Consider the following 12,840-nt stretch of genomic DNA (forward strand, 5'->3'; position numbering starts at 1 on the left):
CTCAGTTTTAGAGCAGGGCTGCCGAATCACTCGGCTTCCAGAGCGGCCTGCACTTCGTCGCTCAGGTCTGCGTTGCTGTAGACGTTCTGGACGTCGTCGAGCTCCTCCAGCGCGTCCACGAGCTTCATGAACTTCTTGGCGGCGTCGAGGTCCAGCGGCACCTCCATGGAGGGAACGAACTCTGCCTCATCGGTGTCGTAGTCGATCCCGGCGTCCTTGAGCGCGTCGCGGACAGCCTGGAGGTCCTTCGGGTCCGAGTGGATTTCGAAGGTGTCGCCGTTGTCCTTGACTTCTTCTGCACCGGCGTCGAGAACGGCCATCAGGACGTCGTCTTCGCTGAGCCCGTTCTTGGGCAGCGTAACGACGCCCTTGCGGGAGAAGAGGTAGCTGACGGAGCCAGGATCGGCGATGGTGCCGCCGTTGCGCGAAATGGCCAGCCGGACCTCGGAGGCAGCACGGTTCTTATTGTCCGTGAGGCATTCGATCAGCAGCGCCGAACCCTGCGGGCCGCGGCATTCGTACATGATCTCCGTGTAGTCCACGACCTCGCCCGTGAGGCCGGCGCCGCGCTTGATGGCGCGGTCAATATTGTCGGCGGGGACCGAGGTCTTCTTGGCCTTCGTGACCGCGAGCTCCAGCCCGGGGTTGCCGGACAGGTCCGGGCCGCCCATCCGCGCCGCTACTTCGATGTTCTTGATCAGCTTGGCGAACGACTTTGCCCGGCGGCTATCAAGGATGGCCTTCTTGTGCTTGGTCGTCGCCCATTTGGAGTGGCCTGACATGCTTTACGCTTCTCCTCTGATCATTCGAATAAACAGTTCGTGCACGCGCTTCTCCCCCGTCACTTCCGGGTGGAAGGAGGTGGCCAGCAGGTGGCCGGAACGCACTGCAACAATTCTAGCCGTCCCCTGCAGGGCAGCCGCATGCGAAGCATGCGCCGGATCCGCGGGTTCCACCTGTGCCAGGACCTCCACGCCGGGGCCCACCCGCTCCACCCACGGACCGCGGATGAACACCGCGTGCACCGGAGCCACACCGGCGCCCGTGTCACTGAACTCAAGCCCCTTGAATTCGAGGTCGGTCTCAAACGATTCCCGCTGGCGGCCGAACGCGTTGCGGCGGACCGTGATGTCCAGGCCGCCGAACGTCTGCTGCGGGTTGCCCGCCAGGTCGGTGGCGGGGTCCGCGATTTCGTCGGCGAGCAGGATCATGCCGGCGCAGGAGCCGTAGACGGGCAGGCCGTCGGCGATGAGCTTGCGCAAGGGGTCGGCGAGTTCAAAGGCCCGGGCGAGCTTGTCGATCGTGGTGGATTCGCCGCCGGGAATGATCAGGCCGTCGATGCCGTCAAGTTCGGACGGGCGCCGGATTCCGACGCCCGTGGCGCCGGTTGCTTCTGCCGCACGCAGGTGCTCCCGGAAGTCGCCCTGGAGCGCCAGGACACCGATTCGCAGGCCTGCGCCCGCGCGGGAATAGTCCGTGGAAGGGGGGTTGGTCATCCAATCAGCATAGTGCTCCCCATGGCCGGAGGCTTGCCGAACCCGGCCGGCCGGCCGGGTTCCATGCCGTGACTGGGATATATTCAGAGCATGCTTTACTTCAGCGTTCCGCTCGGCAAGCTCGTCCGCCGGGTTTCCCGGCTCAGGGGCGGAGGCTCTGCCCTCCCCGGCCTCGTAGTGGAGAAAATCGACCCCGGTTTCATGCAGCGGACGCTGTCCACGCTGCCCCTGGGTGTAGCCGTGGTCAGCGGGACGAACGGCAAGACCACCACCACCAAAATGGTGGTCGAGCTGCTGGAGAGCCAGGGGCTGAAGGTCTTCACGAACCGCACCGGAAGCAACTTCACGCGCGGAGTCGCCGCAGCCCTGCTGGGCGACGTGGACTGGCGGGGCCGGCTCGACGCGGACATCGCGGTGCTGGAACTCGATGAGGCGCACGCAGTGCACTTCGTCAACAGGGTTCCGCCGCGCTACAGCCTGTTGCTCAACGTGCTCCGTGACCAGCTGGACCGCTTCGGCGAGATCGACAAAACCGCCCAGCTCCTGCAGCACATCGCCTCCAAAACCACGGGAACGGTCGTCCTGAACCGGGAGGATCCGCGCGTCGCCCGCATTGCGGACACCCTGGACGGACCCGAGGTCCGCTATTTCGGCCTCGACGATTCCCTGCTCAGCACGTTCCCGAACGACGACGACCTCCGCGCCGGGCCCGGCAGCCCGGTGCCGGCGCTCCCCGCAAAGCCGCACGCCGACGTCGTGCTGCGCCGGGTGGGCACCGATGACGCCGATTTTGAGTACGACGGCGCCACGGTCACCACCGGGATGAAGCTGCGCGGCGTCTACAACATCTTCAACGCTGCAGCCGCGCTTGTCCTGGCACGCTGCATCGCCGGGAACGGCGCCGCGCCGACGGATCATGACGGCTTACTCAAGGCCCTGTCCGAGGTTGCGCCCGCCTTCGGCCGCGGCGAGAGCCTGGTGGTTGACGGGCTGCCGCTGGATCTGGTGCTGGTCAAGAACCCCAGCGGCTTCCGGCTGGGCCTGAAGTCCTTCCCGGCCGGCGGCTACGCCACGATGGTGGCCATCAATGACAACTACGCCGACGGCCGCGACATGTCCTGGCTTTGGGACGTGGAGTTTGATTCCCTGCGTGAAGGCGGCGTGGACCAGTTGTCCGGTTCCCGGGCCTACGACATGGCCCTCCGGCTGCAGTACGACGAGGTGGCAATCGGCGCGGTAAACCCGGAGATCGCGCCGGCACTTGCCGCGTTCATCCAGGGCGCCAAAGACAAGCCCAAGCGTATTTTCTGCACCTACACGGCAATGCTGGCCATCCGCCGCGAGCTGTCCAAAATCACCACAGTGGAGGTGGTCTCGTGAGCCCGGCGTCCGAAGAAAGCAAGGGAACCATCCGGGTCCTTCAGCTCTATCCCCGCGACATGAACATCTACGGTGACTGGGGCAACGCCCTGGTGCTCCAGCAGCGCCTCCGCTGGCACGGCTACACCCCGGAACTCCTCGAATACAACGTCGGCGACGACTTTCCATCCGACGTGGACCTGATCGTGGGCGGCGGCGGGCAGGACAGCGGACAGCTGGTGATCCAGGACGACCTGCTCTCCCGTGAATCGACGCTCAAGGAGCTGGCCGAAGGCGGAACGCCCATGCTGCTGATCTGCGGGCTCTACCAGCTTTTCGGACGGTTCTTCAAGACCCGCACGGGATCGGTCATTCCGGGCATCGGCGTGCTGGACGTCGAGACGCACGGCACCGACGAACGCCTGATCGGCAATGTCACGGTGTCCTCTCCCGAGTTCGGGGACATCCTGGGCTACGAAAACCACAGCGGCCAGACAACGCTGGGCCCGGGTGTCCAGCCACTGGGCACCACCCCCAAGGGCACCGGCAACAACAGCAGCGACGGGAAGGAAGGGGCGCGCTACCGGAATATCGTGGCGAGCTACCTGCACGGATCACTCCTGCCGAAGAACCCGGCCATTGCCGACTTCCTGATCCGCACCGCCGTCGAGCGCAAGTACGGAAGCTTCACCGCCGGCGCGCCGGACGACCGTTACGCCGTACTGGCGCGGGAACACGCCGCCCGGCGGCCCCGCTAGAACCCTACGGTTCTTCCACGCACCTGCAACGACTTACCGGTGACGCTTTGTGACCGACCGGACAACGGACCGTGGGAAACTGGTCCCATGGACACTGCAGCCGCCAGCCTCCCGGAACACCTCCGCCACCCGTCCGGCCCGCGCGATCCTGGCGATGCCTGGGTCGAAGGCGCAGTGGGCAAATTCTGGGGCCGCTTCGGATCAGCCGGCCTACTGGTCCAGGATCCTGCCAAAGGCATCCTGTTGCAGCACCGGGCCGCGTGGAGTCATCATGGCGGAACCTGGGGCCTGCCCGGCGGTGCCCTCCACCACGGCGAAGACGCCATCACGGGCGCCCTGCGCGAAGCCCACGAAGAAGCCGCCGTGCCCCCGGAGAACGTCCGCGTGCTGTTCACGTCTGTGTTCGACGTCGGGTACTGGTCCTACACCACGGTGGCCGTCCGCGTCGTTGAATCCTTCGACCCGGCCATCAACGATGCAGAGAGCATCGAGCTGAAGTGGGTTCCGGCAGGTTCCGTTCAAGACAGGGACCTGCACCCGGCGTTCGCAACGGCCTGGCCGGACCTCTGGCGGCGGCTGCAGCGGGACCACCGCTGATTCCTCAGGCGGATTCCCCTGACGGATTTCTCTGAAGGCGTAGCAGCAGCCGGAGTACCGCCGGGTGCCGAACCGTTGACATAGGTAAGCATCTTCTCAGGAGGCGCACCATGGAGGCAGTCAGCAGCGGATTCAACGGAGCGAACGCTACCGAAGACCCCCTGGATTCCTATTCCGCCACGGTTATCCGCGTGGCCGAAACCGTCACCCCGCACGTGGCCGCCGTCGAAATGACCGGCAATGGGCGCAACGGCCGGTACCGCGCGGGCGCAGGCTCGGCAGTCCTGTTCACGTCCGACGGCTACCTGGTGACCAACGCCCACGTGGTGGGCTCGGCGGGAAAGGGCCACGCGGTCTTTGCCGACGGCACCCGAACGGCCGTGGAAGTGGTGGGCGCCGATCCCCTGTCCGACCTCGCTATCGTCCACGGCAAGGCACCGATTGCCCAGCCGGCCGAATTCGGCGACGCCGAACTCCTGAAGGTCGGTCAACTGGTGATCGCTGTGGGCAACCCGCTCGGGCTTTCGGGCTCCGTGACGGCGGGAGTCGTCAGCGGCCTGGGACGTTCCATACCGGTGTGGTCCGGACGCAACCGCCGCGTGATCGAGGACGTCATCCAGACCGATGCCGCGCTAAATCCCGGCAGCTCCGGAGGGGCCCTGGCAGACGCCCGCGGCCGGATCGTGGGCATCAACACGGCCGTCGCCGGTGCCGGACTGGGGCTTGCGGTACCGATCAATGCCACCTCGCGCCGAATCATCGCCTCGCTCCTCTCGGACGGACGGGTCCGGCGCGCCTACCTCGGACTGGTGAACACCCCGGTGCAACTTCCGGTGAGCTCGGTGGTCCGGACCGGTCACCGTGATGGACTCCTGGTGGTGGAAGTCCTTCCGGGATCGCCTGCCGACCGTGCAGGCCTCCGCGCCGGGGACGTGCTGCTAAGTGTCGGCCGGAAGTCAGTTTCGAACGCGGAGAGCCTCCAGAAGTTGCTCTTCTCGGAAGCCATCGGGGCGCCGTTGGACATTTCGGCACTCCGGGACGGAACGGAACTGCACGTAGTGGCCGTCCCGGAAGAAATGACCGACAAGGGCTAGGCCGAAACAATGGGAGCGGCGACGGTCATATTCCCGTCCCGCTGGGTGCAGTGTCGCATCGCGCGAAACACGGATGCCGCAGGGGGCGTTAGAGGCGCGTCCCAGCAAGGAGGCAGTGCTATTTGCGCAAAAAATAACCCATTGCGCCTATTCTGATTTCGGCCATCGCGCTATCGTTGTTGGTGAACAAGCCCTCCAATCACACAGACGTGGCAGACGGGTTTTGTTCAAGAACTACAGACCGGCCGCCGGACTAGAGTTGCCGGAGCCGGGATTGTGGATATTGGGGTAGGCACGGGGGGTGCCCTCATATCGTTCTCCGTGCGCTTATCACACGCACCGTGGGGCACGGAGGTTCCCAAATGCGGCTGGGGCTCTGCGCCGCCGCTTGAATCAGTCACTGCAAAAATGGGGCAATGCGCCGATTCACGGAACGTATCGCCGCTTAAATTTGGGGCCATCAACCGCAGACAACGTTCGACTGGAATCCTATCCGTCGCCGCCATCAGCGTGGCGCGCTGGAGCCCACACACTGATCGACTATGGGCGATTCCGCATGCCCGCCATCTGCGGCCTACACCTGGGAATGAACCACAAGATAGGAAGATCTCATGAAGAGGTCAATGGGATTGCTCGCATCCACCCTGCTGGCCGCAGGACTCGGTGTTGGGGGTACGGCAATGGCTGCCGGACCTGCCGCAGCGGATACGGGACTGAAGTCCGTCACGATTTCGGCTGAGAACTACCAGGGTTACACGGACCACTACAACAGGGACTATGACCACAAGTACAAGGACAATGATTTCAAGAAGAAGTGGCGCGAGAATTGTGAGAAGCGCGACCACGACAACTATGGTGGCCACAACCGCCACGCTGGCTTCTGGTTCCACGGAAAGTGGATACGGTGTGACAGCGACAATGGGCGACGCGGCTGGCACTAAGCCATCAGCCGCCGCCTGACCAACCGGTCCGCAAGAACCGGTGCGAGGCGGCAGGGAGGGGCATCGCTCGCCGCGATGTCCCTCCCTTTATGCCCCTTTTCGCCCGCCTCGGGCAGTACGCCCTTCCCGTGCCGGCAATCCGATGCCAGAGTCAATCCATGAGCACATGGGATCCAGGTGATGACGGCGTCGTCAGTTTTCCCTCTGGCCGGCGAATCCGAGGCCGGCCACTTCGCCGGCCAGTTCCACCGGGTCCCGACCCCGACTTCGCGGTCTACCTCCTTGGCAGGCGCCCGGCCCGGACCCCGTGGGAACAACGGTGGGTGCGCTGGCCGGACTTCTGGTTACCCCTCAACGAAGACGACGCCATGGATGCCCTGGGGGAAGCATGGGTGCGGGCAGAATCGGAGCGCGTTGAAATTGCCTGCCAGGGCGGCCACGGCAGGACCGGCACGGCCCTTGCCTGCATCGCCATCATCGACGGCGTCGCACCGGGACAGGCTGTGTCCTACGTCCGGCAGCACTACGGGCCGGCGGTGGAGACCCCCTGGCAGCACTGGTACGTCAGGCATGTTGCCCGCCGGATCACGTGAGACGGATCACGTGAGACGCTGCCCGCCTTCGGACAGCCGCTTGAGGTTGGCGGACTGCCGGGCCTGCAGCCCGCAACGGTTTTGACAGCCATAGGGGCTACTATCGTCCCGGCCGGTGGGCGGCACAATGTTGGCCCGTGCCACGGCTAACCAATCCTGCTGCGGCTGCCTTCACGGTTTGTTGGAAAGGATCAGTTCCCGGGCACCCGCAGCGGCTGCGCCCATGGATTCCACGACGGTCCTCGTGCGCAGGCGCGTCGCTGCATCGGCCTCCGCCCCTGCACACGGCCCCTGCGGCGCGTCGGCCGCCACGGAACACCACCGGTACGGATTCCGGACTATGACAGATGGCACCCAGGCGAGGTCGGAGGCCGACCATTTCCCGGCCGGGTCCTGGCTGAACTGGGCCCGCACCAGCAGGCCCTCATTGTTTACCTGGTACCACGGGGACAGTTCCGTGACGCCATTGCCCAGCCCGTAAACAATCCACGTCCCTTTGTAGTTCTCAACGGGCAAGACCGAGTGCGTGTGGTGGCCGTAAATCATGCTGAACTCGCCGCTGTCCACCAGGGCATGGGCCGTGTCCTGCTGCTGGGCATTGGGGACGCCGGCATACTCGTCACCGGCGTGCATGGCTCCGAGCACGATGTCCGCACCCAGCGCCCTCGCCTTCTTTGCCTTGGCGACCATGTCCCCGACGTCCAGCATGTCCACCTGCCAGGCGTACTCGGGATATTGCCCGTTTAGGCCATACGTGGCTTCGATCACCGCAATATTGGCAGCTTCCGTCTGCAGGAGCAGGATCCCCTGCGATTCCGCCTCGGTCCGGTAGGACCCGGTGTGCTTCAGACCCGCTGCGTCCAGGGCATCCAGTGTACGAACGAGGCCGCCGGTTCCCTGGTCGATGGTGTGGTTACTGGCGGTGGTGCAGGCCTGGTAGCCGACGTCCTTGGCTGCCGCGGCGATCTGCGGCGGCACGTTGAAGGACGGATAGGCCGAGAAGGGACCGTCTGGGTCCGCGACCGGAGTTTCCTGATGGCAGATGGCGAGGTCGCTTTCCCCGATGTACGCCCGCTGGCCCTCGAGCAGCGGGCTGAAGTCCAGGCCCGGCTTTCCGAGGGCAGCGGCGTCGGCGCGTGCCTGGTCCCACAGCTGGGCGTGCACCAGCATGTCCCCGGTCACCAGGACCGACGTGCACCGGACCGCAGCGCAGGCCGGGCCTTTGCCCGGCGTGGGTTCCGGTGTGGGTTCCGCAGAGGGGGCCGGCACCTCCGGGACAGTTGACGACGGCGGTGCCACGGCCGTCGTCGTGCGTGCTGCGCCGGCTGGGCGCTGGCCGGTGCCCTGTTCGGCGATGACGCCGCACGACGTCAGGCTGAACAGCAGGACGGCCGCGGCGAACGCCGTGGCTCCCCGTCCCCGGTGGATTTTCGGTACCATCCTCGCGAGTTCCCCCATAGGCGCCATCCTACGGCGGCCAGTCCCGGCAACCCGTCAAATCACCATTGAGAACCGTCCGGTTACATGAAAGTGTTGCTTCATGACCAACCCCCTCCTGACTCCCAGTCCTTTGCCGTTCGGGCTCCCCCCGTTTGCCAAGATCGACGAGGCCGACTATTCCGAAGCGGTCCGGTCCGGCCTGGCGGAACACCTGGCTGAAATTCAGGCCATTGTGGACAACACCGAACCTGCCGCCTTCGAAAACACTGTCCTGGCGATGGAACGCTCCGGGCAGCTCCTCCAGCGCGCCGCCGCTTCGTTTTTCACGCTGGTCTCGGCGGATGCCTCCGACGGCATCCGCGCCCTTGAGACCGAGCTGTCCCCGGAGTTTTCCGCCCATCAGGATGCCGTTTACATGAACCGGCGGCTCTTCGACCGGTTCGCCGCCGTGGACACTGCCGGGCTCGATGATGAATCAGCCAGGCTCGTGGAGGAGTACCTCAAGGAGTTCCGCCAGTCCGGCATCCAGCTCGATGATTCCGGCCAGGACCGGCTCAGGGCGGTGAACGCGGAGCTGTCCCGGCTGGGCACCGAATTCGGGCAGCGCGTCAAGGAAGCCATGAAGACTTCGGCCCTGCTGCTCGACGATGCCGCAGAGCTGGCCGGGCTGCCGGCGGACGACGTCGCCAGCGCCGCCGAGGCAGCTCGCGAGGCCGGGCACGACGGGAAATACCTGCTCGCGCTCATCCAGCCAAGCAATCAGCCGGCCATGGCATCCCTGGAAAACCGCGACGTCCGGCGCCGCCTCTACCAGGCGTCGATCAGCCGCGGAAGCAGCGGCGGCAGCCTCGACGTCCTGGATCTGGTGAAGTCCATGGTTGCCCTCCGCGCCGAGAAGGCCCGGCTTTTGGGGTTCGCCAACTACGCCGAGCTCACCGTGGACCGGCAGACGGCCCCCGATTTCGAAGCCGTACAGTCCATGATGAACCGGCTGGCGCCCGCCGCAGTCCGGAATGCCGACGCCGAGGCGGCCGCCCTTGCAGAGGTTGCAGGCCATCCTCTCGAGGCCTGGGACTGGGCGTACTATTCCGCGAAAGTGCGGCGGGAACGTTACAGCGTGGACGAGCAGGCCCTACGTCCGTACTTCGAACTGGACCGGGTCCTTCGCGACGGTGTCTTCTTCGCCGCGACGTCCCTCTACGGTGTCACCTTCCACCAACGGCCCGACCTCAAGGGCTACCACCCCGACGTCCGGGTCTGGGAGGTCCGCAACGAGGACGGCTCCGAACTGGGCCTGTTCCTGGGCGACTACTATGCACGCGAGTCCAAACGCGGCGGTGCCTGGATGAACTCGCTGGTGGATCAGTCCGCACTGCTGGGTACGAAGCCGGTGGTGATCAACAACCTGAACATTTCCAAGCCTCCGGCGGGCGAGCCCACGCTCCTGACCCTGGACGAACTCCGGACCGCGTTCCACGAATTCGGCCATGCCCTGCATGGACTGTTTTCCAACGTGACCTTCCCCCGGTTCTCCGGTACCGCCGTTCCACGCGATTTTGTGGAATACCCCTCGCAGGTCAACGAAATGTGGATCATGTGGCCTGAGGTGCTGGCCAATTATGCCCGCCACCACGTGACCGGCGAGCCCCTTGCCCAGGACATCGTGGACAAGCTCAACGAATCGCAGCTGTGGGGCGAAGGGTTCGGCACCACGGAGTACCTGGGCGCGGCGCTCCTGGACCTCGCCTGGCATGTGCTGGACGAATCCGGGGTCCCGGCGGATGTCCTGGCGTTCGAAGCCAAGGCCCTCGCAGCGGCGGGGGTGGCCCACAACCTGATTCCGCCGCGGTACCGGACCGGCTATTTCCAGCACATCTTCGCCGGCGACGGCTACGCCGCAGGCTATTACTCCTACATCTGGAGCGAAGTCCTGGATGCGGACACTGTGGAGTGGTTCAAGGAAAACGGCGGACTCAGCCGGACCAACGGCGACTTCTTCCGCAATGAACTGCTCTCCCGCGGCAACAGCCGCGAACCGCTGGACTCGTTCCGCTCCTTCCGCGGCCGCGACGCGAGGCTGGAGCCGCTGCTAAAGCGCCGCGGGCTTGAGTAATTCCCCTCCCCTCCCCTCCCCAACTGACTCGCAATTAACGTCGTGAAAAGCGCGTTTGGGGACGTTAAGTGCGAGTCAGTTGGGTTAACAAACGACGCCGGGCGGTCACCAACAAGGTGACCGCCCGGCGTCGTACTGCTTGTGAAGCTGTTACCAGCCGCGCTCGGCGAGGCGGTGCGGCTGCGGGATCTCGTCCACGTTGATGCCCACCATGGCTTCGCCCAGGCCGCGGGAGGCCTTGGCGATGACGTCGGGGTCATCGAAGAAGGTGGTGGCCTTCACGACGGCGGCGGCACGCTGGGCCGGGTTGCCGGACTTGAAGATGCCGGAGCCGACGAACACGCCGTCAGCGCCGAGCTGCATCATCATCGCGGCGTCGGCCGGGGTGGCGATGCCGCCCGCGGTGAAGAGCACAACGGGGAGCTTGCCGGCAGCGGCGACTTCCTTGACCAGTTCGTACGGGGCCTGCAGTTCCTTGGCCGCGACGTAAAGCTCGTCCTCGGGCAGGGCCGCGAGCTTGGCGATTTCGGAACGGATCTGGCGCATGTGGCCGGTGGCGTTGGAGACGTCGCCGGTGCCGGCCTCGCCCTTGGACCGGATCATGGCCGCGCCCTCGTTGATGCGGCGCAGGGCCTCACCGAGGTTGGTGGCGCCACAGACGAAGGGAACCTTGAAGTTCCACTTGTCGATGTGGTTGACGTAGTCGGCCGGGGTCAGGACCTCGGACTCGTCGATGTAGTCCACGCCGAGGGACTGCAGGACCTGGGCTTCGACGAAGTGGCCGATCCGGGCCTTGGCCATGACCGGCACGGACACGGCTTCGATGATCTTGTCGATCATGTCCGGATCGGACATGCGGGACACGCCGCCTTGGGCCCGGATATCTGCCGGAACGCGTTCCAGCGCCATCACGGCCACGGCACCGGCGTCTTCGGCGATGCGGGCCTGTTCGACGTTGACGACGTCCATGATGACGCCGCCCTTGAGCATCTCGGCCATGCCGCGCTTGACGCGGTTGCTGCCCGTGACGCTGTTGGCGGACGAGCCGGCTTCGCTGCTTACATCAGGTGTAGACACAAAAACCCCTATGGGTAGCTAGATGTTACGTAGATCCGGTCTCTCGGTCCCGGCGCAGGCGGCAGCACGGACGGGAAGCCCACGCCGCGCGCACACCGGATTACCGGATCCAATGACCAGGTACAGCTAATACTAGTCCCACGCTGCGACGCTGCTGAATTCGGGTTACCCCGGCAGTCCCGTCTCTTCCAGCGACTGCCGGTGCACGGTGGCGATCCGCTGGACGACGGTCACCAGGCTGGCGGCAGCCAGGAGGGTCAGCGTCACCAGCAGGACCACACTGGGGAGCCCGAGCCCGGTGAATCCGGTGACCACCAGAACAGAAACCAGCCGCTCTGCGCGCTCGGCAATGCCCACGTTTGCGTGGAAGCCGAGAGCCTCGGCCTTGGCCCGCGCATAGGAGACCACCATGCCAAGCACCAGGCATACGACGGCGGCGACGGCGATCGCGCGGTCCGCACCCCCCGTGAAGTACCAGACGGCAAGTCCGGCAAACAGGGCACCGTCAGCTACCCGGTCCAGGGTGGAATCCAGGAAGTTGCCCCAGCGCCCGCCCCGCTCCTGCATCCGTGCCATGATGCCGTCAAGGACGTCGGAGAAAATGAAGGCCGTAATGAAGAGCGTCCCCCACCACAGCTGACCCAGCGGGTAGAACACCAGTGCGCCCACCACCACGCCTGCCGTTCCCACGATGGTGATGGCATCCGGCGAAACACCGATCTTCAGGAGCCAGCGGGCCAGCGGGGAGAACAGTGCGGTGAAAAACCCGCGGGCATGCCGGTTAAGCATGCTCGTCCTCCGGCCAGGCCTCGGCGACCTGCTGGCGGACTTCGCCGAGCGTCTGCGTGATTGCTTTTGTCTGGGCGATGATGGGGAAAAAGTTGCCGTCCCCGCCCCAGCGCGGAACGACGTGCTGGTGCAGGTGGCCGGCGATCCCGGCACCGCCCACAACGCCCTGGTTCATCCCGAGGTTGAAGCCCCCGGGGTTGGACACCTTGCGCAGGACCCGCATGGAGGTCTGGGTCAGCGCTGCGAATTCCGCGGTTTCCTCCACGGTCAGGTCCGTGTAATCGGGAACGTGCCGGTAAGGGCAGATCAGCAGGTGGCCCGGGTTGTAGGGAAAAAGGTTCAGGACCACGTATGCGGTGCGCCCGCGGTAGACAATCAGGGAGTCTTCGTCGCTGCGGGCAGGGGCCACGCAGAACGGGCAGTCATCCTCGTTCTTGAACTGGTGCTGCCCGCCCTTGATGTAGGCCATGCGGTGCGGGGTCCACAGGCGCTGGAAAGCGTCCGGAACTCCGGCCAGACCGAATTCATCGGTCACGTCGCCGTCGCCCGGATGTCCTCCGCCAGCGCCTGTGTTCTCCTGCAC

The 12,840-nt window shown here is 65.4% G+C and carries 13 protein-coding genes; 7 read left to right on the top strand and 6 right to left on the bottom strand.

Annotated elements, in window-relative coordinates:
• Positions 1 to 26 precede the first annotated feature (26 nt).
• Both AC07YR_RS02015 and pdxT read right to left on the bottom strand, forming a co-directional pair.
• A complete protein-coding gene (locus AC07YR_RS02015; protein ID WP_055803328.1) occupies positions 27 to 782 on the bottom strand; it encodes a YebC/PmpR family DNA-binding transcriptional regulator in 756 nt (251 codons plus the stop codon).
• Positions 783 to 785: 3 nt separating this feature from the next.
• On the bottom strand, positions 786 to 1,496 hold the full coding sequence (gene pdxT / locus AC07YR_RS02020; protein WP_436057785.1) for a pyridoxal 5'-phosphate synthase glutaminase subunit PdxT: 711 nt from the start codon (positions 1,494 to 1,496) through the stop codon (positions 786 to 788).
• Positions 1,497 to 1,586: 90 nt separating this feature from the next.
• Between pdxT and AC07YR_RS02025 the strand changes: the two genes are divergently transcribed.
• From AC07YR_RS02025 to AC07YR_RS02050, 6 genes are all read left to right on the top strand, one after another.
• Positions 1,587 to 2,876, top strand: coding sequence for a Mur ligase family protein (locus AC07YR_RS02025; RefSeq protein WP_055803335.1), 1,290 nt, complete (start codon positions 1,587 to 1,589; stop codon positions 2,874 to 2,876).
• The gene (locus AC07YR_RS02030; protein WP_436057787.1) at positions 2,873 to 3,613 is read left to right on the top strand and encodes a type 1 glutamine amidotransferase; all 741 of its coding nucleotides are present in this window, start codon (positions 2,873 to 2,875) and stop codon (positions 3,611 to 3,613) included. Before AC07YR_RS02025 ends, AC07YR_RS02030 begins: the two co-directional genes overlap by 4 nt.
• 87 nt (positions 3,614 to 3,700) lie before the next feature.
• Positions 3,701 to 4,210 carry an NUDIX domain-containing protein gene (locus tag AC07YR_RS02035; RefSeq protein ID WP_055803340.1) on the top strand — a complete coding sequence of 170 codons (510 nt, stop codon included), beginning with the start codon at positions 3,701 to 3,703 and terminating at the stop codon, positions 4,208 to 4,210.
• 110 nt (positions 4,211 to 4,320) lie between these two features.
• Positions 4,321 to 5,304 (top strand): S1C family serine protease, encoded by a 984-nt coding sequence (locus tag AC07YR_RS02040; RefSeq protein ID WP_436057788.1) that lies wholly within the window; start codon positions 4,321 to 4,323, stop codon positions 5,302 to 5,304.
• 611 nt (positions 5,305 to 5,915) lie between these two features.
• Positions 5,916 to 6,245: a hypothetical protein gene (locus AC07YR_RS02045; RefSeq protein ID WP_494732875.1), complete on the top strand. Its 330-nt coding sequence runs from the start codon at positions 5,916 to 5,918 to the stop codon at positions 6,243 to 6,245.
• Between the two features lie 158 nt (positions 6,246 to 6,403).
• Entirely contained in the window at positions 6,404 to 6,838 is a 435-nt protein-coding gene (locus tag AC07YR_RS02050; protein WP_494732876.1) for a protein-tyrosine phosphatase family protein, read from the top strand.
• A gap of 171 nt (positions 6,839 to 7,009) precedes the next feature.
• Here the strand turns inward: AC07YR_RS02050 and AC07YR_RS02055 are convergent, their stop codons facing one another.
• Complete coding sequence (locus AC07YR_RS02055; RefSeq protein ID WP_494732877.1) at positions 7,010 to 8,296, bottom strand: CapA family protein; 1,287 nt, start codon at positions 8,294 to 8,296, stop codon at positions 7,010 to 7,012.
• Positions 8,297 to 8,378: 82 nt separating this feature from the next.
• On the opposite strand from AC07YR_RS02055, the gene AC07YR_RS02060 reads away from it, so the two are divergent.
• The gene (locus AC07YR_RS02060; RefSeq protein WP_494732878.1) at positions 8,379 to 10,391 is read left to right on the top strand and encodes a M3 family metallopeptidase; all 2,013 of its coding nucleotides are present in this window, start codon (positions 8,379 to 8,381) and stop codon (positions 10,389 to 10,391) included.
• A gap of 150 nt (positions 10,392 to 10,541) precedes the next feature.
• Here AC07YR_RS02060 and pdxS read toward each other — a convergent pair whose 3' ends face one another.
• The 3 genes from pdxS to AC07YR_RS02075 all read right to left on the bottom strand — a co-directional run bounded on the left by pdxS (position 10,542) and on the right by AC07YR_RS02075 (position 12,840).
• A complete protein-coding gene (gene pdxS / locus AC07YR_RS02065) occupies positions 10,542 to 11,468 on the bottom strand; it encodes a pyridoxal 5'-phosphate synthase lyase subunit PdxS (RefSeq protein WP_011692158.1) in 927 nt (308 codons plus the stop codon).
• A gap of 165 nt (positions 11,469 to 11,633) precedes the next feature.
• The gene (gene pgsA / locus AC07YR_RS02070; protein ID WP_494732879.1) at positions 11,634 to 12,257 is read right to left on the bottom strand and encodes a phosphatidylinositol phosphate synthase; all 624 of its coding nucleotides are present in this window, start codon (positions 12,255 to 12,257) and stop codon (positions 11,634 to 11,636) included.
• The gene (locus AC07YR_RS02075; RefSeq protein WP_055803721.1) at positions 12,250 to 12,840 is read right to left on the bottom strand and encodes an HIT family protein; all 591 of its coding nucleotides are present in this window, start codon (positions 12,838 to 12,840) and stop codon (positions 12,250 to 12,252) included. The genes pgsA and AC07YR_RS02075 overlap by 8 nt, the downstream gene beginning before the upstream one ends.

Source organism: Arthrobacter sp. GW460-12-1-14-TSB2, assembly GCF_059423525.1.

Bases quoted from the DNA above. Each gene is read 5' to 3' on its own strand.
- AC07YR_RS02040 (WP_436057788.1), top strand. From the start codon at position 4,321: ATGGAGGCAGTCAGCAGCGGATTCAACGGAGCGAACGCTACCGAAGAC.
- AC07YR_RS02060 (WP_494732878.1), top strand. From the start codon at position 8,379: ATGACCAACCCCCTCCTGACTCCCAGTCCTTTGCCGTTCGGGCTCCCC.
- AC07YR_RS02055 (WP_494732877.1), bottom strand. From the start codon at position 8,296: ATGGGGGAACTCGCGAGGATGGTACCGAAAATCCACCGGGGACGGGGA.
- AC07YR_RS02045 (WP_494732875.1), top strand. From the start codon at position 5,916: ATGAAGAGGTCAATGGGATTGCTCGCATCCACCCTGCTGGCCGCAGGA.
- AC07YR_RS02050 (WP_494732876.1), top strand. From the start codon at position 6,404: ATGAGCACATGGGATCCAGGTGATGACGGCGTCGTCAGTTTTCCCTCT.
- pgsA (WP_494732879.1), bottom strand. From the start codon at position 12,257: ATGCTTAACCGGCATGCCCGCGGGTTTTTCACCGCACTGTTCTCCCCG.
- pdxT (WP_436057785.1), bottom strand. From the start codon at position 1,496: ATGACCAACCCCCCTTCCACGGACTATTCCCGCGCGGGCGCAGGCCTG.
- AC07YR_RS02035 (WP_055803340.1), top strand. From the start codon at position 3,701: ATGGACACTGCAGCCGCCAGCCTCCCGGAACACCTCCGCCACCCGTCC.
- AC07YR_RS02015 (WP_055803328.1), bottom strand. From the start codon at position 782: ATGTCAGGCCACTCCAAATGGGCGACGACCAAGCACAAGAAGGCCATC.
- AC07YR_RS02025 (WP_055803335.1), top strand. From the start codon at position 1,587: ATGCTTTACTTCAGCGTTCCGCTCGGCAAGCTCGTCCGCCGGGTTTCC.